This window comes from Paenibacillus sp. RUD330 (genome assembly GCF_002243345.2).
Lineage (GTDB): Bacteria > Bacillota > Bacilli > Paenibacillales > Paenibacillaceae > Paenibacillus_O.
Map to the genome: position 1 here is coordinate 917152 of NZ_CP022655.2, position 22384 is coordinate 939535.

At 60.2% G+C, this 22384-nt stretch carries 13 protein-coding genes; 11 read left to right on the forward strand and 2 right to left on the reverse strand.

Annotation, left to right across the window (positions count from 1 at the left end):
• The first annotated feature begins 70 nt into the window (after window positions 1–70).
• Both CIC07_RS04160 and msrA read left to right on the forward strand, forming a co-directional pair.
• Complete coding sequence (locus tag CIC07_RS04160) at window positions 71–1687, forward strand: gamma-glutamyltransferase family protein (RefSeq protein WP_076358672.1); 1617 nt, start codon at window positions 71–73, stop codon at window positions 1685–1687.
• A gap of 134 nt (window positions 1688–1821) precedes the next feature.
• A complete protein-coding gene (msrA, locus tag CIC07_RS04165; protein WP_076358855.1) occupies window positions 1822–2802 on the forward strand; it encodes a peptide-methionine (S)-S-oxide reductase MsrA in 981 nt (326 codons plus the stop codon).
• Window position 2803: 1 nt separating this feature from the next.
• Here msrA and CIC07_RS04170 read toward each other — a convergent pair whose 3' ends face one another.
• Entirely contained in the window at window positions 2804–3043 is a 240-nt protein-coding gene (locus CIC07_RS04170) for a hypothetical protein (RefSeq protein WP_076358673.1), read from the reverse strand.
• Between the two features lie 293 nt (window positions 3044–3336).
• On the opposite strand from CIC07_RS04170, the gene CIC07_RS04175 reads away from it, so the two are divergent.
• The 5 genes from CIC07_RS04175 to CIC07_RS04195 all read left to right on the forward strand — a co-directional run bounded on the left by CIC07_RS04175 (window position 3337) and on the right by CIC07_RS04195 (window position 13472).
• Complete coding sequence (locus CIC07_RS04175) at window positions 3337–3669, forward strand: ArsR/SmtB family transcription factor (RefSeq protein ID WP_076358674.1); 333 nt, start codon at window positions 3337–3339, stop codon at window positions 3667–3669.
• 97 nt (window positions 3670–3766) lie between these two features.
• On the forward strand, window positions 3767–4879 hold the full coding sequence (locus CIC07_RS04180; protein WP_076358675.1) for an NADH:flavin oxidoreductase: 1113 nt from the start codon (window positions 3767–3769) through the stop codon (window positions 4877–4879).
• 652 nt (window positions 4880–5531) lie between these two features.
• Window positions 5532–8918 carry a response regulator gene (locus tag CIC07_RS04185; RefSeq protein ID WP_083688528.1) on the forward strand — a complete coding sequence of 1129 codons (3387 nt, stop codon included), beginning with the start codon at window positions 5532–5534 and terminating at the stop codon, window positions 8916–8918.
• Between the two features lie 26 nt (window positions 8919–8944).
• A complete protein-coding gene (locus CIC07_RS04190) occupies window positions 8945–10159 on the forward strand; it encodes an ATP-binding response regulator (protein WP_076358676.1) in 1215 nt (404 codons plus the stop codon).
• A 304-nt stretch (window positions 10160–10463) separates the two neighbouring features.
• Window positions 10464–13472, forward strand: coding sequence for a glycosyl hydrolase (locus tag CIC07_RS04195; RefSeq protein ID WP_076358677.1), 3009 nt, complete (start codon window positions 10464–10466; stop codon window positions 13470–13472).
• Between the two features lie 346 nt (window positions 13473–13818).
• Here the strand turns inward: CIC07_RS04195 and CIC07_RS04200 are convergent, their stop codons facing one another.
• Complete coding sequence (locus CIC07_RS04200; RefSeq protein WP_076358678.1) at window positions 13819–14898, reverse strand: copper amine oxidase N-terminal domain-containing protein; 1080 nt, start codon at window positions 14896–14898, stop codon at window positions 13819–13821.
• A gap of 1546 nt (window positions 14899–16444) precedes the next feature.
• On the opposite strand from CIC07_RS04200, the gene CIC07_RS04205 reads away from it, so the two are divergent.
• The 4 genes from CIC07_RS04205 to CIC07_RS04220 all read left to right on the forward strand — a co-directional run bounded on the left by CIC07_RS04205 (window position 16445) and on the right by CIC07_RS04220 (window position 22301).
• On the forward strand, window positions 16445–18733 hold the full coding sequence (locus CIC07_RS04205; RefSeq protein ID WP_076358679.1) for a helix-turn-helix domain-containing protein: 2289 nt from the start codon (window positions 16445–16447) through the stop codon (window positions 18731–18733).
• A gap of 167 nt (window positions 18734–18900) precedes the next feature.
• On the forward strand, window positions 18901–19824 hold the full coding sequence (locus CIC07_RS04210) for an ABC transporter permease (RefSeq protein WP_076358680.1): 924 nt from the start codon (window positions 18901–18903) through the stop codon (window positions 19822–19824).
• A gap of 16 nt (window positions 19825–19840) precedes the next feature.
• Window positions 19841–20701 (forward strand): carbohydrate ABC transporter permease, encoded by an 861-nt coding sequence (locus CIC07_RS04215; protein WP_076358681.1) that lies wholly within the window; start codon window positions 19841–19843, stop codon window positions 20699–20701.
• Between the two features lie 43 nt (window positions 20702–20744).
• Window positions 20745–22301, forward strand: a complete 1557-nt coding sequence (locus CIC07_RS04220; protein ID WP_234993034.1) for an extracellular solute-binding protein — start codon at window positions 20745–20747, stop codon at window positions 22299–22301.
• The last annotated feature ends 83 nt before the right edge of the window (window positions 22302–22384 follow it).

The window sequence follows — 22384 nt, forward strand, 5'->3', positions numbered from 1 at the left end:
CTGCACCCGTATTCAATCGGCTTTCCCAGCCGAACATCTTGCATTCCGCCCAGGAGGCTTACCCATCCACATGACCTTTGATCCGCTCTATCATCCGCATCCTTCCTATCGTCTTCCTGCGTACGCGCGCCATGGAATGGTCGCCACCTCGCAGCCGCTTGCCGCGCAGGCCGGCCTCGATATATTGAAAAAGGGCGGCAACGCCATCGACGCCGCTATCGCTTCGGCTGCGGCGCTGACGGTCGTGGAGCCTTGCTCCAACGGCATCGGCGGCGACGCCTTCGCCTTGGTGTGGACGGAAGGCCGCCTGCATGGCCTGAACAGCAGCGGCCCGGCGCCGGCGTCGATCTCGATCGACGCCGTGAAGGAGCGGGGCCACTCGGAGATGCCGAGGTTCGGCGCCGTCCCCGTCACGGTGCCCGGAGCCCCGGCCGCATGGGGCGAGCTGTCGCGCCGCTTCGGCAGACTGCCGCTGATTGAGGCGCTGGAGCCGGCGATCCGTTATGCGGAGGAAGGCTTCCCGGTGTCCCCGACCGCGGCCTATTACTGGGAACGCGCCGCCCGCATCTACCGGGACAGGCTGACGGAGGACGCCTCCCGCTCCTGGTGCGATACGTTCGCTCCGGGCGGCAAGACTCCGGCGGCGGGCGAGCTGTGGCGCTCGCCGGGACATGCCCGGACGTTGGCCGCGATCGGCGGATCGGGCGCAGGCAGCTTCTACCGCGGCGAGCTCGCGGAACGCATGGCCGCATATGTGCGGGAAGAGGGCGGATTCCTGACCGCGGAGGATCTGGCCGCGTTCCGGCCGGAATGGGTCGACCCCATCCATGTCAAGTATCGCGGCTATGAGGTGTGGGAGATTCCGCCGAACGGCCAGGGGCTTGTCGCGCTGCTGGCGCTCAATATCTTGGGCGGAATGGAGTTCGCCCCGGACAGCCTGCTCGCTCCCGGAGCCCTGCACCGGCAGATCGAGGCGACGAAGCTCGCGTTTGCCGACGGGCTCAAGTTCATCACCGATCCGGCCCATATGAATGTCGCGGTCCAGGATCTGCTGTCGGCTTCCTACAGCGATCTGCGGCGGGGGCTGATCGGGCCGCAAGCGCGGATGCCGGAGGCGGGAGAGCCTTCCTCGGGAGGCACCGTCTATCTGGCGGCCGCCGACGGCGAAGGCAATATGGTCTCCTTTATCCAGAGCAACTACATGGGCTTCGGCTCCGGCCTCGTCGTCCCGGGAACCGGCATCGCGCTGCAGAACCGGGGCAGCGACTTCTCGCTGGATCCTGCTCATGCCAACGCGCTTCAGCCCGGCAAAAAAACGTACCATACGATCATCCCGGGCTTCCTGACCCGGGGCGGGGAGGCGGTCGGCCCGTTCGGCGTCATGGGCGGCTACATGCAGCCCCAGGGCCATGTCCAGGCCGTCATGAACATGGTCGACTTCGCCCTCCATCCGCAGGCCGCGCTCGACGCGCCGCGCTGGCAATGGCACAAGGACCTGTCCGTGTCGCTGGAGCCGCATTTCCCGCTGGCGGCTGCCCAGGCTCTGGAGCGGATGGGCCACCGGATCACGCTGGAGTCGGGCTTCGGCTCCTTCGGACGGGGGCAGATCATTCTGCGCGATCCGGCAACCGGGGTGCTGTGCGGCGGCACCGACTTCCGCACCGACGGCACCGTGGCCGGCTGGTAGCCCGGGCCGGCGTCATGCCGCATATGCGGCGCCAGGCGGATCAAGAGGGGGCAAGCGCATTGAGCCAAGAAGAGAAACGCGAAGGCGCCGGCAGCCAGGGAGAGCGGGAAGCCGCACGCGCGGAGAGGAAGAGCATGACCGATTCTGTCCCTGCGCCAGGGCTGAAGCAGGCCACCTTCGCGGGCGGCTGCTTCTGGTGCATGGTGCAGCCGTTCGAGGATCTGCCCGGCATCGAGTCGATCCTGTCGGGCTACACCGGCGGGCATACGGACAATCCGACCTACGATGCCGTCGCATCGGAGACGACCGGGCATGCGGAAGCGGTCCGGATCGTATTCGACCCGGATCTGTTCCCGTATGTGCGGCTGCTGGACATCTTCTGGCGGCAGATCGATCCGACCGACGCAGGCGGCCAGTTCCAGGACCGGGGCGCCTCGTACCGGTCGGCGATCTTCTACCATGACGACGAGCAGCGGCGGCTCGCCGAGGCATCCCGCAGGGAGCTGCAGTCGAGCCGCCGCTTCAAGGGCCGGATCGTGACGGAGATCGTGCCGGCCGGTCCTTTCTACCCGGCGGAAGAGGAGCATCAGGACTACCACCGGAAGAGCTTCGGCCATTACCGGCTGTACCGCCAGGCCTCGGGAAGAGACGAGCATGCCGCGAAGCATTGGCCTGCGCTGCTGCCCGACGGAGAGCTCCGGAGGCGGCTCAGCCCGCTGCAGTACGAGGTCATCCGCCATGGCGCGCAGGAGCCTCCGTATGACAATCCGTATTGGAACAACAAGGAAGACGGCATCTATGTCGATGCCGTCGGAGGCGATCCCTTATTTTCGACGATGGATCAATTCGACGCCGGGGACGGCTGGCCGGCATTCCGCCGGCCTTTGCACGAAGGGCTGCTGCGGCGCGAAGCGGATCTCTCGACGTCGCCGCCCCGGATCCGGCTCAAGGCGAGGCTGAGCGGTTCTTGTCTCGGCCACCTGCTCGGCGAAACGGGCAGCAAGCAGGGAGGACATTACCGGATCAACTCCGCCGCGCTGCGGTTCGTTCCCAAGGAGGAGCTGGCCCCGCAAGGTTATGCCGGCCAGCTGGCGCTCTGGGACCGGTTCCTTTGAATCAGGCGTAGTTCAAGGGACTGCCTTCTCCGGCCTGTTCCTGAAGATGCGGAGCCCAAGCCTGGTCGAGCGTGCGGGTCGTGACGAGGCGGAGCACGAACTTGCCCAGCTCGTCGAAGCTCAGACGCTGCAGGCCGGCGATGAAGTCGTCGGTCAGGACGGAATCGTCCAGCACCTCCTTTACCACTTCAATGACCGTATGCACGCGTGCTGTATGTTCAAGTTCATCGATGGATCTCATAAACGGGAATTCCCCCTTAGCGAATATAGGGCCGGCTTGCATGGACATGCCGGGCCCTTGCGGAATTGGCGAATGCTGGCAGTTCCTCCGCCCGTCAAATTTTAGCACGGAGAAGCAAGCGATAAGCGCAGTCTGAATAAATACTAATGTGGTTATCATTTTTCTCATGGGCCGCGGCGGTCCGGCAAAGCCCGCAAGCCGGGACGAATGAACGGCAAGGAAGGTTCGCTCTTCTTCGATGAATTCTTCTGTTATAATGGAGGCAAACTATCGGGTAGAAATGGGTGTGGGCGATGAACCAAGACGATAAGCTTGCCGTGCTGAAGGCTCTCTCCAACGAGACCCGCCTGAATATTCTCTGCTGGCTCAGGGAGCCTGACAAGCAGTTCAGCGCTCAGCCTTGCGAGGTGCAGAACGAATTTCCGGGCAGCGTCTGCGTAGGCAGCATCCAGGAAAAGGCCGGGCTGACCCAGTCCGTCATCTCCTCTTATCTGTCCTCCATGCAAAAGGCGGGGCTGCTGGAGTCGCGCCGTTACGGCCAGTGGACATACTACAGGCGCAACGAGCAGGGAATCGAGAATTTCCTGGCCGGTTTCGCGTCGGATCTTCAGGGTATAAAGAACTGAAGCGATCAAGCTCGGCAAAGGGCTTGCATTTCGTCGAGTTAATCTATATATTCATGATTGTAGATATATAACGCATCACACAGGAGGAGAGACCAAGATGACTCTGTCCAAAACTGCAGCAGCGCTTTTCCAGCCTTTCGAAGGCGGCAAGCTGAACCTAGATACGCGGATCGTAATGGCCCCAATGACCCGCAGCTTCTCGCCGAAAGGCGTTCCCGGCCCTGACGTGGCCGGTTATTACCGTCGCCGTGCCGAGCGCAGCGTCGGCTTGATCATCACCGAAGGAACGGTCATCAACCATCCTGCGGCCGCTGCCGACCGCGACGTGCCCCACTTCTATGGGGAGGAAGCGCTGGCAGGCTGGGAGCGCGTCGTCCGCGAGGTGCATGAAGCCGGCGGCAAGATCATTCCGCAAATCTGGCATGTGGGCACCGCCCGCGAGAGGGAGAAGTTCCCGGAATCCGACGCTGCCCCGATCGGTCCTTCCGGTCTCGGCCTCACCGGCCAGCCCGTATCGGAGCCGCTGACGACGGAAGAAATCCGCGAGCTTGTGCAAGGCTACGCCCAAGCGGCCGCCGACGCCAAGCGCATCGGCTTCGACGGCGTGGAGATCCATGGAGCGCACGGGTATCTGATCGACCAGTTCTTCTGGGAGACGACGAACAAGCGCACCGACGAATACGGCGGCGATCTGGTCGGACGCACCCGCTTCGCGGTCGAAGTCATCGAGGCGGTCCGCGCGGCTGTCGGTCCCGACTTCCCGATCGTGTTCCGCTTCTCGCAGTGGAAGCCGGTGGACTATGCGGCCAAGCTCGCCCCGACTCCGGAGGACCTCGAGAAATTCCTCGCCCCGCTGTCCGCTGCGGGCGTCGACATCTTCCACTGCTCCACGCGCCGCTTCTGGGAGCCCGAGTTCGCCGGCTCCGACCTGAACCTGGCGGGCTGGACCAAGAAAATCACCGGCAAGCCTACGATTACGGTCGGTTCTGTCGGCCTTGATTCCGAGTTCACGAGCCTGTTCGCTGAAGGCAAAGGCGGCGAGGCGCAAGGAATCGACAGCCTGATCGAACGCTTCGAGAAGGGCGAGTTCGATCTGGTCGCCGTCGGCCGCGCGCTGCTGGGCGATCCGGCATGGGCGGAGAAAATTCGCGACGGCCGCACGGATGAGCTGCAGACGTTCACAAAGGAAGCTTTGGGCTCGCTCAGCTAAAGGCTTGAAGAAGAAGAAGATCCTTTCTTTCCGCAGAAATCCAAATCCTTCAAAAAAGCTTCATCCCGCCGCTGCGGGATGAAGCTTTTTATGCTTCTCAGATCGACTTCATCCGCAGAGACGCACGGAATTCGCCGGCAGCCCTGAAGCAAAGATCGCGGATGAAGGGGATGATCAAGAGCGGCCCCTTTTCCCGCGCTTGCGGTCAAGCGCCATTTCGTCGGGAACCTTCAAGCAGAGCCGGAAGGTTGCTTTCGGCACCCGATTTCTCCTTGCCTCCGCGCAACCTGCACTCCCTTTCCATCGTTTCCATGGGGAGATCATGGCCGTCTTTCCGCTTTTTTTAGGCAAGGCAACCTCTATCCAGCCGCTGGCGGGTAGAGGTTTTTAGTGGCTGCCCTATCTGCGCCTATCAAACGAATACGAGGAGAAGTATAATGAATTGATTCCAGTGGACTAATTCGGCAGAGGTGAATAGATGAGCATTCAGAGGAAAATTTGGACAGGCGTTGCCGTCACTATTCTACTTCTATCCTATTTTGTGGTTATATCGTGGATTGCGTTGGACTCCTCATGGGCTATTCTTTCTACGGCGCTCGCTGCAGCCGGCATCGCCGCTGTGTGCTTCATTTCTATAGGAGCGGTGCGCAGCATGCAGAGCGGCATGGCGCAGATCGCCGGAATCGCGCAGAGGATGGAGGACGGAGAGAAGGTGGAGGAGGCCGCTCCGGCAGAGGCGGCCGGCGAGTTCAGCTCCCTGGCCGCGACGTTCCGTTCCCTGGCGGACACCCTGTTCCGCAAGACGGAGCAGGAACGCTCCATGCGGCTGGAGGCGGAGGAGCAGGCATGGATCAATGCGAGCGTGTCGGAAATGGCCATTCTGCTGCAAGGGTCCATTGAGGTGGAGGCGGCTTCCCGGATTTTCATCGGCAAGCTGGCTGCAGCGGTCGATGCCAGCTACGGCTCCCTGTATGTAAGACGCGACGCGAAGTTTCATTTCGCCGCCGGTTATGCCCATGATGCCGCCGAGCTGCCGAGGGAGCCGATTCAGCCGGGACAGGGCCTGGTGGGGCAATGCGCCTTGGACAAGGCTCCGCTGGAGCTGCGGCATATTCCCGAAGGGTATATCCGCATCCAGTCGGCTCTGGGAGCCGCTGTGCCTTCCAGCCTGCTGATCGTGCCCGTCCTTTACGAGGGAGAGGCCGTCGCTGTCCTGGAGCTGGCCTCTTTCCGGGAATTCGCCGGCAAGGAGCGGCAGCTGATCGATCGCGTCAGCCGCAACATGGGCGTGCTGATCAATACGCTGGCGGATGTGGCGAGAATCGACGGGCTGCTGCGCGAAACGCAGAACCAGAAGGAAGAGCTTGAAGCCCAGACAGAGGAGCTGCAAGCCCAGACGGAAGAGCTGCAGCATCAGAAGGAGGAGCTCAAAGCCCAGGCGGACGAGCTCCATCTCCAGTCGGTGCAGCTCGAGCAGACCAATGGCCAGCTGCGGCTCGAGACGGAAATGACGGCCCGGCAGAAGGAACAGATCGAGAGCCAGTTCCTGGAGGAGCAGGCGCAGGCCGAGCAGCTGCGGCTGCAGGCGGAAGAGCTGCTCGCGCAAACGGAGCAGCTGAAGGAAGCCGGCGCGATGGCGCTTGCCCAGAAGGAGGAAATCGAGCGTCAGGCCGACGAACTGAAGGATCAGGCGGAGGAGCTTCGCCTGTCGAACGAAGGGCTCAGGGAGCAGATGGAGCTGACGGAGCGCCAGAAGCAGGAGCTTCAGCTTCAGACGGAGGAGCTGCAGGCTCAGACGGAAGAGCTGCAAGCCCAGACCGACGAGCTGCTGGCCCAATCGGAGGAGCTGCAGGCCCAGACCGACGAGCTCAAGGTCCAAGCCGAGGAGTTGGAGCTGTCCAATCATTCGCTGCAAGAGCAGATGGGGCTGACCGAACGCCAAAAGATCGAAATCAAGGCCCAGGCGGACGAAATTTATTTGGCCGCCCAGCACAAATCGGAGTTTTTGGCCAACGTTTCCCACGAGCTGCGCACGCCGCTCAACAGCCTCCTCATCCTGTCTCAAATATTGGCCGAGAACAAGGAAGGCAATCTGCGGACCAAGCAGCTGGAATACATCCATACGATCTACTCGTCCGGCAAGGATCTCCTGCAGCTGATCGACGAAATTCTCGATCTGGCCAAGCTGGAGACGGGCAAGATGACTCCTGTCATCGAAGACACCGGAATTCACGGCATCGCCGACCAGCTGTACCGCATGTTCGAGCTGCAGGCGCAGAAGAAATCCATCGCCTTCGACATCCGGATGGACCGCAGCTTGCCGGCTTCTATCCTGACGGATGGACATCGGGTCCAGCAGATCGTCCGCAACCTGCTGTCCAATGCCCTCAAATTCACGGAGGAAGGCTCCGTTTCCCTTCATATCGGTTCCGGCAGCGCGGCATCGCCGGGAGCCGGGCAGGAAGAAATCGTATTCGCCGTCGCGGATACGGGGATCGGGATTCCCGCATCCAAGCTGGAGGCCATCTTCGAGGCCTTTCAGCAGGCGGACGGCACGACGAGCCGCAAGTACGGCGGGACGGGCCTTGGCCTGACGATCAGCCGAGAGCTGGCGGGCCTGCTGGGAGGGCGGATCGAAGCCTCCTCGACGGCCGGACAAGGAAGCATCTTCAGCCTGATTATTCCGGTCAGGCTGCCGGAAGCCGCGGCAAGCAAGGAGGCGGAGCCGATCTCCATCGCATCCGAATCGGAGAGGTCCGGCCAAGGCAAGTTCATGGAATCGTTCGTTCCGGACATTTCCATCTCCAATCCGAAGCTGCTCCAATTCTCCGAGATGGAAGACGACCGGGACGATCTGCAGCAAGGCGATACGGTGCTCCTGATCATCGAGGATGACGCCGACTTCGCGGCCATCCTGCTGGAGATCGCCCGCCGGCGCGGCTTCAAGGCGATCGTCGCCTTCCAGGGGGACCAGGGCCTCGCGCTCGCCCATGCCTACAAGCCGGATGCCATTCTGCTCGACACCGATCTTCCTGTCCTGGACGGATGGTCGATCATCAGCAGGCTGAAGAGCCGGCCGGAGCTGCGGCATATTCCCGTCCACGTCATCTCGACGGAGGACCGCAATCAGCAGACGCTCAGCCTCGGCGCGCTTTCCTTCTGGAAGAAGCCGAACGGCCCGGAGGAGCTGGAAGCCGCGTTTCTCGACATCGAGTCGTATATCCGACGCAGGGTCAAGAGCCTGCTGATCGTCGAGGACAATGCGGACCTGCGCAAGAGCCTGGTCGCCTACATCGCTCATCCCGACGTCCGGATCACCGCGGTCGGCACGGGCCGGGAAGCGATGGAGCAGCTGGCCGTCCAGCATTTCGACTGCATGGTGCTGGATCTGGGCCTTGCCGATATATCGGGCTTCGACCTGCTGGAGCAGGTGAAGACCAACCGCAAGCTCCAGACGCTTCCCGTCACGATCTACACCGGCAAGGAGCTTGGCAAGCAGGATGAGCAGAAGCTCAAGCATTATGCCGAGAGCATCGTCATCAAGAACGTCAGGTCGATGGAGCGGCTGTACGACGAGACCGCCCTCTACCTGCATCGCCGCACGGCGGACCTGCCGCCGGACAAGCAGCGGATCATCGAGAAGCTGCATAACCCGGAGGCTGCCTTCGAGGGAAGGCGGATCCTGCTCGTCGACGACGACATGAGAAATATTTTCGCCTTGTCCAGCGTGCTGGAGGGCTACAACATGGATATCCAGTTCGCGCAGAACGGCAAGGAAGCACTCGCCATGCTGCAAGGGATGGAGAACGTCGATCTCGTATTCATGGACATCATGATGCCGGAGATGGACGGTTATGAGACGATGAGGGCGATTCGCGCCATTCCGGCCTACGACAGCCTGGTCATCATCGCGCTGACGGCGCGGGCCATGGAAGAGGACCGGATCAAATGCCTGGATGCGGGCGCATCCGATTATATTCCCAAGCCGATCAACACGACTCAACTGGTCACGATGCTCAAGTCGTGGCTGATCAACTAACGATAACGAAAGACAGGTGGGCTGGGATGGACTATCCCGTTAACATTCTGCTTGTGGACGACCGTCCGGACGAGTATACGTCGATTGCGGCGCTGTTGGCCGACAAGCCTTATCAGCTACTTGGAGCGTCTTCCGGTTTGCTTGCGCTCAAAGCCTTGCTGGAGAACGAGGTCGCGCTGATCATCATGGACGTGCTCATGCCGGACATGAACGGATTCGAGACGGCCCGGCGCATCAAGATGAGAAAGAAATCGCAGGACATCCCGATCATCTTCCTCACGGCTCTCAACTCCGAGCTGCAGGATTATATGAAAGCCTATTCGGCCGGAGCCATCGATTACTTGACCAAGCCGTTCCAGCCCGATATCCTGCGCAGCAAGATCGACGGCTTCGTCAGCCTGTACAAGGCGCGCAAGGAGCTCCAGATCAAGAGCGACCAGCTGCAGCAGCGGACGTCCGAGCTGGAGGCGAGCAATCGGGCGCTGACTGAACTGAAGGAAAAGGCGGAGGTCGCCCTGCGGATCAAGTCCGGGTTCCTCTCCATGATCAGCCATGAGATCCGGACGCCGATGAACGGCATCCTGTCCATGTCCGAGATGCTGCTGGAGGCGGAGCTCAAGCCTCAGGACCGCCGCACGGCCGAGATTATCCATAGGAGCGGACGAGGGCTGCTGTCCGTCGTCAATCAGATCCTGGAGTATTCCAAGATGGAATCCGGCAAGATGGAGCTGGACTACCGGCCGTTCGAGGTGGAGGAATGTCTGGGAGAAACGCTGGATCTGTTCCGGGGGCTCGCTCTGGAAAAAAACCTGAGCCTGGAATCCTATCTGGACCCGTCCGTTCCTGCGGTGCTGGAAGGCGATTCGAACCGCCTACGGCAAATCCTGATCAACCTGATCGGCAACGCGATCAAGTTCACCGAATCGGGCGGCGTCAAGATCTATGTGAACAAGCGGGACGAGACGGAGCAAACCGTTCAGCTCGAGTTCGTCGTGGAGGATTCGGGAATCGGCATCCCCCAGGAAAAGATGGACGAGCTGTTCCAGCCGTTCATCCAGCTCCAGACGCCGTTCGCTTCCAAGCAGGAAGGGACCGGTCTCGGCCTGTCCATCAGCAAGACTCTGGTCGAGCTGATGGGCGGAACCATTTACGCGACCTCCCAGGTCGGAGACGGCACCATGTTCATCTTTACGATGATCGCCGCTCTGCCGGCCGGCAACCGGGCGGCCGGTTCCGCTTGAGGACCGTCCGCCTAAGAGCGCGCAAGCCCCCGGCCGAATGCTGCCGGGTTTTTTTTTATTTTCGGGATGATTCCGACCCGAACGACAGCAACGGCCGGCAGGCGGCAAAAGCCGTCGTCGTTTATTTTCGCGAATAAGTGAAAAAAAGGGAACAAACCCGAAAAAAGGTGCCTTTAACGGCCGGTACGGTGTTGGTACGATGATCCTATACGGGGTTGTCCCTGTATGAATGCATGGATGGGAAAGGAGCTGGATAGACGAATTCGTTTTTTGAAAGCGTTATCAAATTTCGAGGAGGAACAAAATGAAGAAAATGACGGCGGGCCTGCTCATGCTGGCCCTTATCCTGTCCTTGCTGCCGGCTGGCAAGGCGACGGCCTTCACCGGCGAAGTCGCGCTCGGCTCCGGCTCGTATTCCACCGTACTGCCGGCCGGAGCGGTGGACACCCAGTCGAATATCTTCAAGACGGCCAACGTCACGGGAGCGATGCCTACCAATGACTGGTGGAGCAACCTTGCTTGGGACACCTATGCCGAAGCCCAATATCCGCATCCGCTGGCGATGAAAAACGGCTCCGGAGGCATCCGCATCTATTATCCGGGCAACCGGATCACGGCCAACTCCAGCTGCGTCTGCGGCTGGATCAACGATATCCACGACTTCACGGTCGGGCATACGGCCGTCTCGAGCTTCCCCGACGCCAAGGTCGACGGCTTCAGCGACTGGTTCGTGAAGGCCCAATACAAGAGCGGCGCGAACGAAATGAACGTCACTTACGGACATGGTTCTCCGTATGTGTACTTCACGTATGCGGGCGGCAGTCCGAAGGTGGACTTTTACGACGCTCCGACCGTCTGGTCCGGCAGCGCAAGCACTCCGGTTCTCGGCATCACGGTCGCGGGCGCGCATTACGGGCTGTTCGGCGCGAGCGGCAGCACCTGGAGCGGCATCGGCGGCAAAACTCTGACGAACAACGGCAGCTCGTATTTCTCGGTGGCCGTCCTTCCTGACAACACGCAGGCGACTCTGAACAAATACGCCCAGTACGCCTACTCGCATGTGACGGGAACTCAAGTGTCGTATGCGTACAACGCTTCGACGAGCAAGGTGACGTCGACCTTCGCCTTCACGACGCAGGCCAAGCAGGGCACGCAGACGGGCACGATCTTCGCCCTTTACCCGCATCAATGGAAGAACAGCTCGAGCCCGCTGCTCTCCTACACGTACAATTCGGTGCGCGGCCTCATGAAGACGGGGGAAGGGAGCTCTTTCCAGACCGTCATGAACTTCAATGGCGTGCTGCCTTCGCTGCCGGACAAAGGCTCCTACGACCGTGCGCTGCTCCAGCAGTACGTGGACCAGGCGGAAGCCGAGACGTACAGCGGGGACGCCGACACCTACTGGGTCGGCAAGACGCTCGGCAAGCTGGCCTCGCTCGCTCCGATCGCCGACCAGATCGGCGACACGACGGCGGCGAACAAGTTCCGCAGTTCGATCAAGACCATTCTCCAGGGCTGGTTCAAGTCGAGCGACGCCGCCGGCAACCTCAAGAGCGGCAATGTCTTCTATTACAACCGCAACTGGGGAACCGTCATCGGCTATCCGGCCAGCTACGGTTCCAACAATGAGCTCAACGACCATCATTTCCACTACGGCTATTTCATCAAGGCAGCTGCGGAAATCGCCCGGACGGACAAAGCCTGGGCCGCCGCCTGGGGACCAATGGTCAACCTGCTGATCCGCGACATCGCCAGCAGCAGCCGCACGGACACGATGTTCCCTTACCTGAGGAACTTCGATCCCTATGCCGGCCATTCGTGGGCTTCCGGCCATGCGCGGTTCGGGGACGGCAACAACAACGAATCGTCCTCCGAGGGCATGAACGCCTGGGCGGGCATGATTCTGTGGGGCCAAGCGACGGGCGACACCGCGATCCGCGATACGGGCATCTCCCTGTACGCGACCGAGATGAACGCGATCAATGAATACTGGTTCGACGTCACGGGCAGCAACCGGCCGGCCGGCTTCACCCGCTCTACCGCCAGCATGGTCTGGGGCGGCAAGACGGTAGGCGACGGCACCTGGTGGACCGGCAACCCGGAGGAGGTGCACGGCATCAACTGGCTGCCGTTCACGGGAGCGTCGCTGTATCTGACCCAATACCCGGATTACGCCGCGAAGAACTACAATGCGCTTGTATCCGAGAACGGCGGCACGAACTTCGACGCGTGGGAAGACCTGATCTATATGTACAGAGCGATCTCGAATCCGGCCGAAGCGAAAAGCTTCTGGAACGCGCGCGGCAGCGCCCTCTCCGCCGAGGCGGGCAACTCCAAGGCGTTCGCGTACCACTGGATCTACAATCTGGATGCAATAGGCGTCCAGGACCGAACCGTGACGGCCAATACGCCGCTCTACGCCGTATTCGTGAAGAACGGCGTCCGCACGTATACGGCTTACAATGCAGGCAGCTCCGCGATCACAGTCACCTTCTCCGACGGCAAGACGATGTCGGTGCCTGCGAACGGCTCGGCGACGGAAGGGGCCGGCGGAACGACACCGACGCCAACCCCGACGCCAACCCCGACCCCAACGGCGACTCCGACGCCAACCCCGACGGCGACGCCGACCCCGACGCCGGCTCCGTCAGCGGGAGCGATTCCGGGCAAGATCGAAGCCGAGAGCTACGCGGCCATGAGCGGCGTGCAGACGGAGGCGACAACCGATACCGGAGGCGGACTGAGCGTCGGTTATCTTGATACTGGAGATTGGATGGATTACAGCGTCAACGTCGCCCAGGCCGGAACGTATACGCTGCAGGCAAGAGTGGCGAGTCCCAATGCGACGGGACAATTCCAGCTGCGCTCCGGCAGTACGACGCTGGCGACGGTAACGGTGCCGAATACAGGCGGCTGGCAGACCTGGACGACCGTATCGGCGCAGGTTCAGCTGGCCGCAGGGCCTCAGACGCTCCGCGTCTACATCAGCGGTCCGCAGTTCAATATCAACTGGCTGCAGTTCGCATCGGCCAGCAATGTCCTGACTTATACAGCCGCCGATTATACGGCGACAGTGACCAAGTCGGGCACGTCGGAAGCCCTTGTGTTCGCACCCAAGACGGCGGCGGCTTACGTCGATGTCCATTACACGATCAACGGGGCCAACCAGCAGAACGTGCGCATGGTCCAAAGCGGAACCAACTGGACGCATACGATCCAAGGGGTGGCCGCAGGGCAGTCGATCGAGCTGTGGTTCACCTATGAGAAGTCGGGACCGCAATACGATTCGGTTCATTACACGTATACGCATTGAGTCTGCTTCCCTTAGCGGATCCTTTTGAAGGGGTTCCGCAGCGAGACTGAGAATTCGGTCGAAGGATTAAGAAGAGTCGGAAAGAGGAGGTCGTCGTCATCGGCGCCTCCTCTTTGCTTGTGCTGCCTGCCTGAGGGATAGTCAACTGACAACCGTCTGACCCGCTGCGCGAGCGTCGCCGTCCGATCCGGAAGCGGACTCCAAAAAAAGGAAAGCCTCCCGTCAGTTTCTTCTGACGGGAGGCTTTCCTTTAAACACTTCATCTGCGTTTCATTCTTCGCGGAAGCAGGACGCCGCCATTTTCAACCGGAATGAACGAGACGAACGGAGTCTTGCCGAGCTGCTGTTATTGCATCTTCTCGCCGTTGTCGATGACAATGCTGTCCTCAAACACATAAGCGTTGTTCATGCGAAGGACTTCCGTAAAATAGGACAGCGGCACATACGTGCTTCCCTTCACGAGAGCCGGAGCCGTTCCGAGCTCGATCGGAGCGGTGCGGTTGTAGACGTAATAGTCTTTGCCGATCTGGAGGCTGCTCCCAGGGCCGATCAGGGTCGACTTGGTTTTGGCGTCCCAGACAAGCTTGTACTTGAGCGCTTCAGCGATCGGACGAAGCGGAACCATTACCGTGCCTTCGGCGTCCGTGTAGGCGGCAGATCCCTTCAGGATCTTGCCCTCCACGACGATGGTTTTGTCGGTCACGTCGATAGGAGCTTCCGGATCTGCGCCGTCTCCGGGCGCTTGGCCGATCGGAGGCACGGCTTCCTCAAAGAGGACGACGATCTCTTCCGGCGCAGCCTGGGCAGGAATGCTCTTCGTGCTGATGCCGTATTTGACCGCGAGGGAGCGGCCGGACAGCTCGCCGGTGAACGGCGTTCCGTCTTCCAGAATGATCTTCGTCTGGTCGGACGGACGGATCAGGAGCATCTTGTCCAGGCTGAGCAGGCCTTCAGCGCCTTCCTTGCTCGTGGTGAACTGATCGACCTTCCAAGAGGAAGCGCCGTCGGCTGCGGGAACGATGACCTCGGCCGGGTATTGCGGCGGATAGATCAAGATGGCCGGCTTGCGGGTGTCGTAGAAGACGGTCAGCTCGGCGCCGCTCTTCACCAGATCGGTTCCGGACTGGTAGGTGTCCTTGCTGACGACGAAGTTGGTGATGGAGTCGCCTTCGCTCACGACCGTGACGAGCTTGTCTCCCGTCTTGCCGAAGTCGGCGATTTCCTTGACCTTGCCGGTCACGGGCGCGAAGGCCGCGACGGGCTGCTGCTCTTCAGGCTGCGGGGAGCTGATCGGAGCGTTGATCGGAACAGCCGTGGCCGGCACGGAGGCGGCTGCGGCGGAGGCCATGGGAATGACCGAAGCGGCCGTAAGGGACAGAATGGCTGCGGACAGCAAGGCTGTCTTGCCTTTAGGATGTTTGTTCATCGATGCATCTCTCCTGTCATGTCATGAATTGGCGGCGGCAGGCCGCCCTTTTCATCCTCCTCTGACGGGGGATGCCAGGAAAATGTTACAGATGGAAGCCGCTTTTTCCGAAAGAGTTCTAGGGTGAAAGCCAGGTTTCATAATAAATTGGAATCGCTTCCTTTAACAGGGAATTGTTGAAGCGGAGGGGGAACTATGAGACGCGATATTTGGTTGTCTTTCGCTATCCACGTGATTGTCCTTGCCGGGAACGGTTCTGCTGTTTGCCATGGGCTGCTCTCCTGGAATGATGGGATTCAACGGGATGATTTTCCTTGCGTACAACATTCATTCCCTTCCGATGGCGGAAGCCTTTGGTTTCTCCCCCGAGCCGGGCCGCACGTTCTGGTTATTCCTTCTTCCCTCCCTCTTGATGTGGACGGGGCTGCGAGCCAAGGCTCTATCAATTCCAGTTCGTTCCCGGTCTGAGGCGAGGCCTTAAGACCGAGAAGAGCAACGATAGTCAACATCCAAACCGTAAGGCCGATCCGCAGCAATGCACTACAATGCCGATCCGCAGCAGAATCAGTAATCCCTTTACCTTATCGCTAACCGCAACAAGGATCCGTAATGCTGACCCGCCGCGCCATTCCGAAATCCCTGCATCAATCCGCCTTGCAGGAACCTTCCGCTTTGGCGCTTTCCGCGACCGCCTCCATTCGAGGGGGTCTTTTTGATGTAGGATCCATATAGGCCAGGAGTTATCGGACATAGGATCCGCTATTTGGAGGACAAGCGGAGTTTGGGATGCGAAACGGACATAGGATCCCTTATTCTATCAATTCCTATTGCGTTCATGATAAAGAATCCAAAATAACGGATCGTATGTCCGATACAAGGCCGAAAGGGACTTCTAGGGACAAATAGCGGAACGTATGTCCGATTCCGGGAAAAGAGAACGATAGAACCAAGCTTTTTATCGATAAACTAATCTGCGAAGCCCTGTGCCACAGCCTAAATCAGCTCCGGTGAAAGCTTAGAACTGACGCGCAGCAAACAACTGATGGCGGCAGCTCGATCCCGACGGGATGCGGCATGTCCTTGACTTAAAACGGCTGGAAGCAGCAGCTGTCAGGCGTTTCCATCCTCTACCCTACGTTCATCGGGAGAGGAAAAGAGGCGGGCGATCAGAACGGGGCGTTCCATTTTTGCCGAGACCGTCAACCCGGTTCTAATCCGAAAGAAATAAAATAAAATTTTAGTAAATTGTGTTAGTATGGAAATAAATTTTCCTTGTCTTGCTGTCTGATTCTCTCCATGCGAAGTCATCCGTCCTTCATCCGTCCAAGGTCACTCATCAATCCTGCATCAGTCTTTCAACAATCCATCCATCACCAATCATCCATCACCAATCATCAATCACCAATCACCAATCACCAGCAATCCGTCTATCCATCCGTCAATCGATCCGTCACCATCCATCACTACTCATCATCGATCCGCCCGCTGTCCTTGTCCAAGTCCCGTTACAGGCGGTACCTACCCTTCCAAAAAGGTGGTATAGGCTATGGCATCCTCTCCCGGCAAGCACTCGTTCCGCATCTCGCTATTCCGCAGGTACTTCGCCAGCTACTTCGCGCTCATCCTCGTTCCGGCCATCGCGGCCTGCGCGCTTGCCCAGGTGCTGGCGGTGCGCCTGATCGAGAACGACGCCCGCAAGCTGAGCGATGTCATGGTGTCCCGCGTATCCGATCAGACGGACGCTTCTTTCCAGTCGCTGCGAGCCAACATGCTCGGCATGCTGTCCGGCTCCGGTCTGTCCGGGCTGCTCCGGACCGCCGGCGGTTCCTTGGAGGACCGCGAGCGCTCCGAGATGATCCATTCCCTGAGGCAGCAGCTCGGCAAGGTCGAGGCCGATCCTCTCGCTTCCCGTGTCTATCTGTACATGGCCAAGGAAGACATGGTGATCGATCCCGATGCCTACACCGGAAAATCCTATTATTTCACCATGCGCTACCCGCTGGGCGACGGGATGCGGCATGAGCTGGCGGCAGGGCTCAAAGGACGCAAGATGCTCGACTTTGTCCTGACCGGCACCGAGCAGCAGTCCGCCGTCATCAGCTATCCTTTCAATACCGACTCGCCTGAAGCCTATCTGGTCGTGCAGCTCAATCAGCGGGCATTCGGCGAGCTGCTGCGCATCCCGGAGCCGTGGGCGGCGGGAACGATGCTGCTGAACCGTGAAGGGGAGGTCATCGGCCAAAGCGGTCTGGACCGCGGAGAGGCGCTCAGGCTGTCCTCGCTCGTCTATCCCGGCTCCTCCTTCCGCATGGCGGAGGACAAAGGCATTTCGCTCGTTCCTTCCAAGCTGGACAACGGCTTCGCCTACCTGAGCGTAGTGGACATGCCGGCGCTCATGAAGCCGGTCACCGCAATCCGGATCGTCAGCTGGATGTTCCTGCTGTTCTTCCTCGTCGTGGGCGGCCTGGCATCCTACCATCTGAGCCGGAGGAGCTACCGGCCGATCCGGGAAATCCGGGAAAGCTTCGGAATGCAGCGAGCCTTGGAGCCGGCAAGCGGCTGGCGGCTGGCGAGAGGGAGCGAGCTCGATGCCATCCGTGACTACTCCCGGCTGATCGTCTCGGAGAACCGGCAGCTGTCCAAGCGGATGGACGGCTTGCTGCCGATGCTGCGCGAGCATCTTCTGGCCCGGCTGCTGCTTGGCGAAGGCAGAGCTCCGGAGGACGAGGCCGAAGAATTGGGCCTGCTGCCGGACAGGGATTCGGGGACGGCCATGACCGTGTTCTGCATCGAGATCCATTACGGAGCCTATCCGGAGATGCCGCTCTCCGGGCAGTCCCGACGCATTCTCATGACGGAGCTGAAGGAACGGATCCTGGAGCTGCTGCCTCCTCCGATTCGGCTCGCCGAGCTTCCTTCCGGACTGCTGGCATGCGTCGCCGAATCCGCTCCCGGGGGAATCTCTCCGGCCGAATGCGCCGGCAGAATCCGGGCCGCGCTCCTGCATCATGCCGCTTACTACACCGCGACGATCGGAGTCGGCTGCGATGCCGCGACGGTCGAGGAGCTGCCGGCTTCGTGCAGGCAGGCGATCGATTCCCTGCAGCAGAGAAGTCTCGGCACGGATGTGGAAATTTGCGCCGTCCCGGAATCCGGAGCCGAATCGGCCTGGGCCGCGCGTGCATTCCTTCCCGTCAAGGAGCTCAATCGGGTGACGAATCTGTGCGGCAGCAAGGATTACGACGGACTGCTCGAAGCCGCCTATTCTCTGATCGGCGAGGGAGCCGTCGGGGGAATGACGGCCGTGCGGATGAAGTCGCTCTGCGCCGATCTGCTGAACGCCTGGATCCGCGCCTCGACGTCCGAACGGGACGTTGCCGGCCATGTCCATGCGGGGCTGTACGAGCAGCTGGGCCGCTGCATGACTGGAGACGAGCTCCGCAAATGCTTCACGCTCATCCACGGAGTGCTCTTCCCTAAGCCTTGCGAGGATCGCAAGGCCAAGAAGTTCGCCGCGGTGCTGGACTATATCCATGAGCATTACGACGAGGAGCTCTCCCTGGATTATTTCGCCTGCCAGCTGGGCATGTCCGCCGGACATTTCAGCCGCTTGTTCAAGGAAGAGGTCGGGGAGAAGTACGTGGAGTATCTGGCGATGTACCGATTGAAGAAAGCAAAGGAGCTGCTGCTGTCCACCGACCTGCGGATCGACGACATCGCGGGCAAGGTCGGTTATTGGGGACGCCATTCCTTCATTCGCGTGTTCCGCAAATACGAGGGCGTCACGCCCGCGCAATACCGCTCCTCCCGCCCCGGCGCCCGTACAGGCGCCTGAGGGTCCGTTTTTTCCCCGAGGGTCCTTTTTTGCGCCGCCAACGCTGCCGATTCCCTTCCCGACGGGCATGGCGGAAACGGCTACAAGCCGCAAGGATGCATGCTTTACGGCACCGCGATCCGCTTCGTATAGTGGAGCCATCTTCCGGAATCCACGAGGAGGTGGTCATGTTGACGAGCGGCCGCCGGCTGCTGCCGGCACTGAGGAAGCACAGGGCGCTTTACCTGCTGATGCTTCCCGGCATCCTGTACTACATTCTTTTCAAATACGTCCCCATGTACGGCATCATCATCGCCTTCCAGGACTACTCGGTCGGCAAAGGCATTCTTGGCAGCAAGTTCGTCGGCTTCAAGCATTTTGCCGAGTTCTTCTATGTGACGCCGGATGCCTGGAAGCTGATCCGCAACACGGTCCTGCTCAATGTATACGATTTGCTCTTCCATTTTCCCGCTCCGATCATCCTGGCGATCCTGTTCCATGAAATCCGCATCACCTGGTTCAAGCGGCTCGTGCAGAGCATCAGCTACATGCCGCATTTTCTGTCGACCGTCGTCATCGCGGGCATCCTCGTCACCTTCCTGTCCCCGTCGACCGGAGTCGTCAACCATGCGCTGGAGCGGCTGTTCGGCCTGGAGCCGATCATGTTCCTCGGCGAGCCGGGCTGGTTCCGGACGATCTATGTCGGCTCCGAGATCTGGCAGAAGATCGGCTGGGGCACGATTCTGTACCTCGCCGCCATATCGGGCATCGATCCGACGCTGTATGAAGCGGCCAAGATGGATGGCGCGAGCCGGTTCCGGCAGGTCCGGCATATTACGCTTGTCGGGATGGTGCCGGTCATGATCGTGCTGTTCGTCCTGACGCTCGGCCACTTCATGGAGATCGGCTTCCAGAAGATTCTGCTCCTTTACAACTCCATGAATTACGAAACCTCGGACGTCATCAACACCTTCGTCTACCGGCGGGGCATTCTCGACGCCGACTTCAGCTTCGCGACGGCGGTCGGCCTGTTCCAGTCCGTCATCGGACTCGTTCTTGTCGTGACCGCCAACCGGATCGTGCGCAAGCATTCCGGCACCAGCCTATGGTGAAAGGAGGCTGCACCCCGTGAAAATCAAGGAAAGCTTCGGCTCCCGGCTGTTCGACGCCGCCAATATCCTGTTCATGCTGCTGCTGATGGCCGTCATGGTCTATCCGATGATCTACGTCATCTCGGCGTCGATCTCCAGCAACGCGCTGGTGGCGAGCGGCGAAGTGCTGCTCTGGCCCAAGGGCATCACGACGGCGGCGTACGATCAGCTGGTCGGCAACCGCGACGTGTGGATCAGCTATTGGAACACGATCCGCTATTCGGCCGTGCAGGTCGCGCTGACGCTGCTCGTGACGGCGGGGATGGCCTATCCCCTCTCCAAGAAATGGCTGCCGGGAAGAAAGCCGATCCTGCTCATGGCCGCATTCACGCTGCTGTTCGGCGGAGGCATGATTCCGACGTTCCTCGTCGTGCAGAAGCTGGGCCTGCTGGATTCGATCTGGGCGATCGTGCTGCCTTCGCTCGTCAGCACCTGGTATTTGTTCATCATGCGCACCTTCTTCGAGGCGCTGCCCGAGGAGCTGGAGGACGCCGCGACGATCGACGGCTGCAATCCGCTGCAGGTGCTGCTGCGGGTCGTGCTGCCGCTGTCCATGCCCGTGATGGCGACGATCGGGCTGTTCACCGCCGTCAACCAATGGAACTCCTTTTTCGATGCGCTGATCTATCTGAACGACCGCAGCCTGTATCCGCTGCAGATCATGCTGCGCAATATCCTCATCGCAGGCGAAACCGTGCAGGGGGAGGGCGACCTGACGCATCTGGAGACGCTCAAGTACGCCATGATTGTCATCGCGACGCTGCCCATCTTGTGCGTGTATCCCTTTATCCAGAAATATTTCGTGCAAGGCGCCATGATCGGCGGCGTGAAGGGCTGAGGAGACCGGTCTTATATGGAACCTTAAAGGGAGGCTCATGAACATGGACATCCGAAAGAAGAGAGCGGCGAAAACATGGATGATGCTGGCGCTAGCGGGAGCGGTCGCAGCCGGCTGCAGCAACGGAGGAGAGAGCGGAGAAGGAGGCAAGGGGGACGGCAAGCCGATCACCTATTCATGGCTCGTTTATGACCGGGTCGAGGGCAAGGTGCGTCCGGACTGGGAGATTTTCAAGGAAATCGAAGCCAAGACCGGGGTGAAGCCGGAGTTCCAGGTCGTCAGCCAGGAAGGGCTCGCGGAGAAAAAGCAGATCATGATCGCGACGGGCTCCGTGACCGACTTCATCCAAGTCAGCACGCAGGAGGGCCGGGACAACGGTCCGGACAAGGTGTTCCTCAACCTCAAGGACTATCTCGACAAGGCGCCGAATCTCAAGGCCTTCTACGACAAGTACCCCGAGGCCAAGGCGGTGGCCACGGGCGCCGACGGCGGCATCTACACCGTGCCGGTGCTGGAGGGAGATGCGGAGGGCAAGGGCTTCAACTTCATCTGGTACAGCCGCAAGGACCTCATGGACAAATACCAGCTGAAGGCTCCCGAAACGCTGGACGAATTCTACCGCTATCTCAAGGCCCTCAAGGAGAAGGAGCCGAAAAGCTATCCTCTCATCTCCAACGCGATCGTCGGGGACACGGGCTTGTATACGGTATTCGGCCGGATTTTCACGGGCATCCACGGCTTCTACAACCTGGATCCCGAGACCGGCAAGTATGCGTTCGCCCCTTATCAGAAGGGCTACAAGGACATGATCCTGTTCCTGAACAAGCTCTACAGCGAAAAGCTGCTCGATCCGGAGTATTCGCTGCTTACGGACGCCCAATGGGAGGAGCGGATTCTGACAGGCAAGTCGCTCGTCACCTACTTCTGGAAAGCCGACCTGGAGACGCTGACGGACAAAGCCGTCAAGGCGGGCACGGCCGGCTACGAGCTGGATGCGATTCCCTCCTTCGCCGCGGACGGCGTGAAGAACTATCAGTTCTCCCGTCCGGTCGTCGGCGGCGTCGGCCGCGCAATCTCGGCTAAGGTCAAGGACAAGGAGCGTGCGGTCAAGTTCCTCGACTACCTCGTCGGCGAGGAAGGCTCGAACTATCTGTCGCTCGGGATCGAGGGCAAAACCTACACGATGGAGAACGGCGTTCCCATGTACAACAAGGACTTCGGGGCGTCGCCGTTCACGACTCTGCGCAAGGACTGGGGCGTCTGGTACGACATGATTACGCTCGACAACGCCAAATCCAGGGCCGCCTGGGAGCGGGGGCTGAGCGACAAGTCCAAGGACATCAACGCCCGGTATGAGAAATTCGTCCTTCCGGCTCCCAAGCAGGCCGTCAAGACGGAGGAGGAGCTGGAGCTGGAGAAATCCAAGCTGAGCAGCCTGAGCAAATACCTGGAGCAGAAGCTGACCGAATTCGTGACCGGCAAAACGCCGATCACCGACGAGAGCTACGACCAGTTCGTCGCTCAGTGCAAGAAGCTCGGCTCCGACGAGCTGCTCGCCATGTATGAGAAGGCTTATACCCGGACTTACGGCGGGAAGTGACGCTGAGAGCGTGAAGGATCTATATGGTAAAGATCTAGGGCGTAAAGGATCTGTGGCGTAAAGATCTGTGTCATCAACGATTT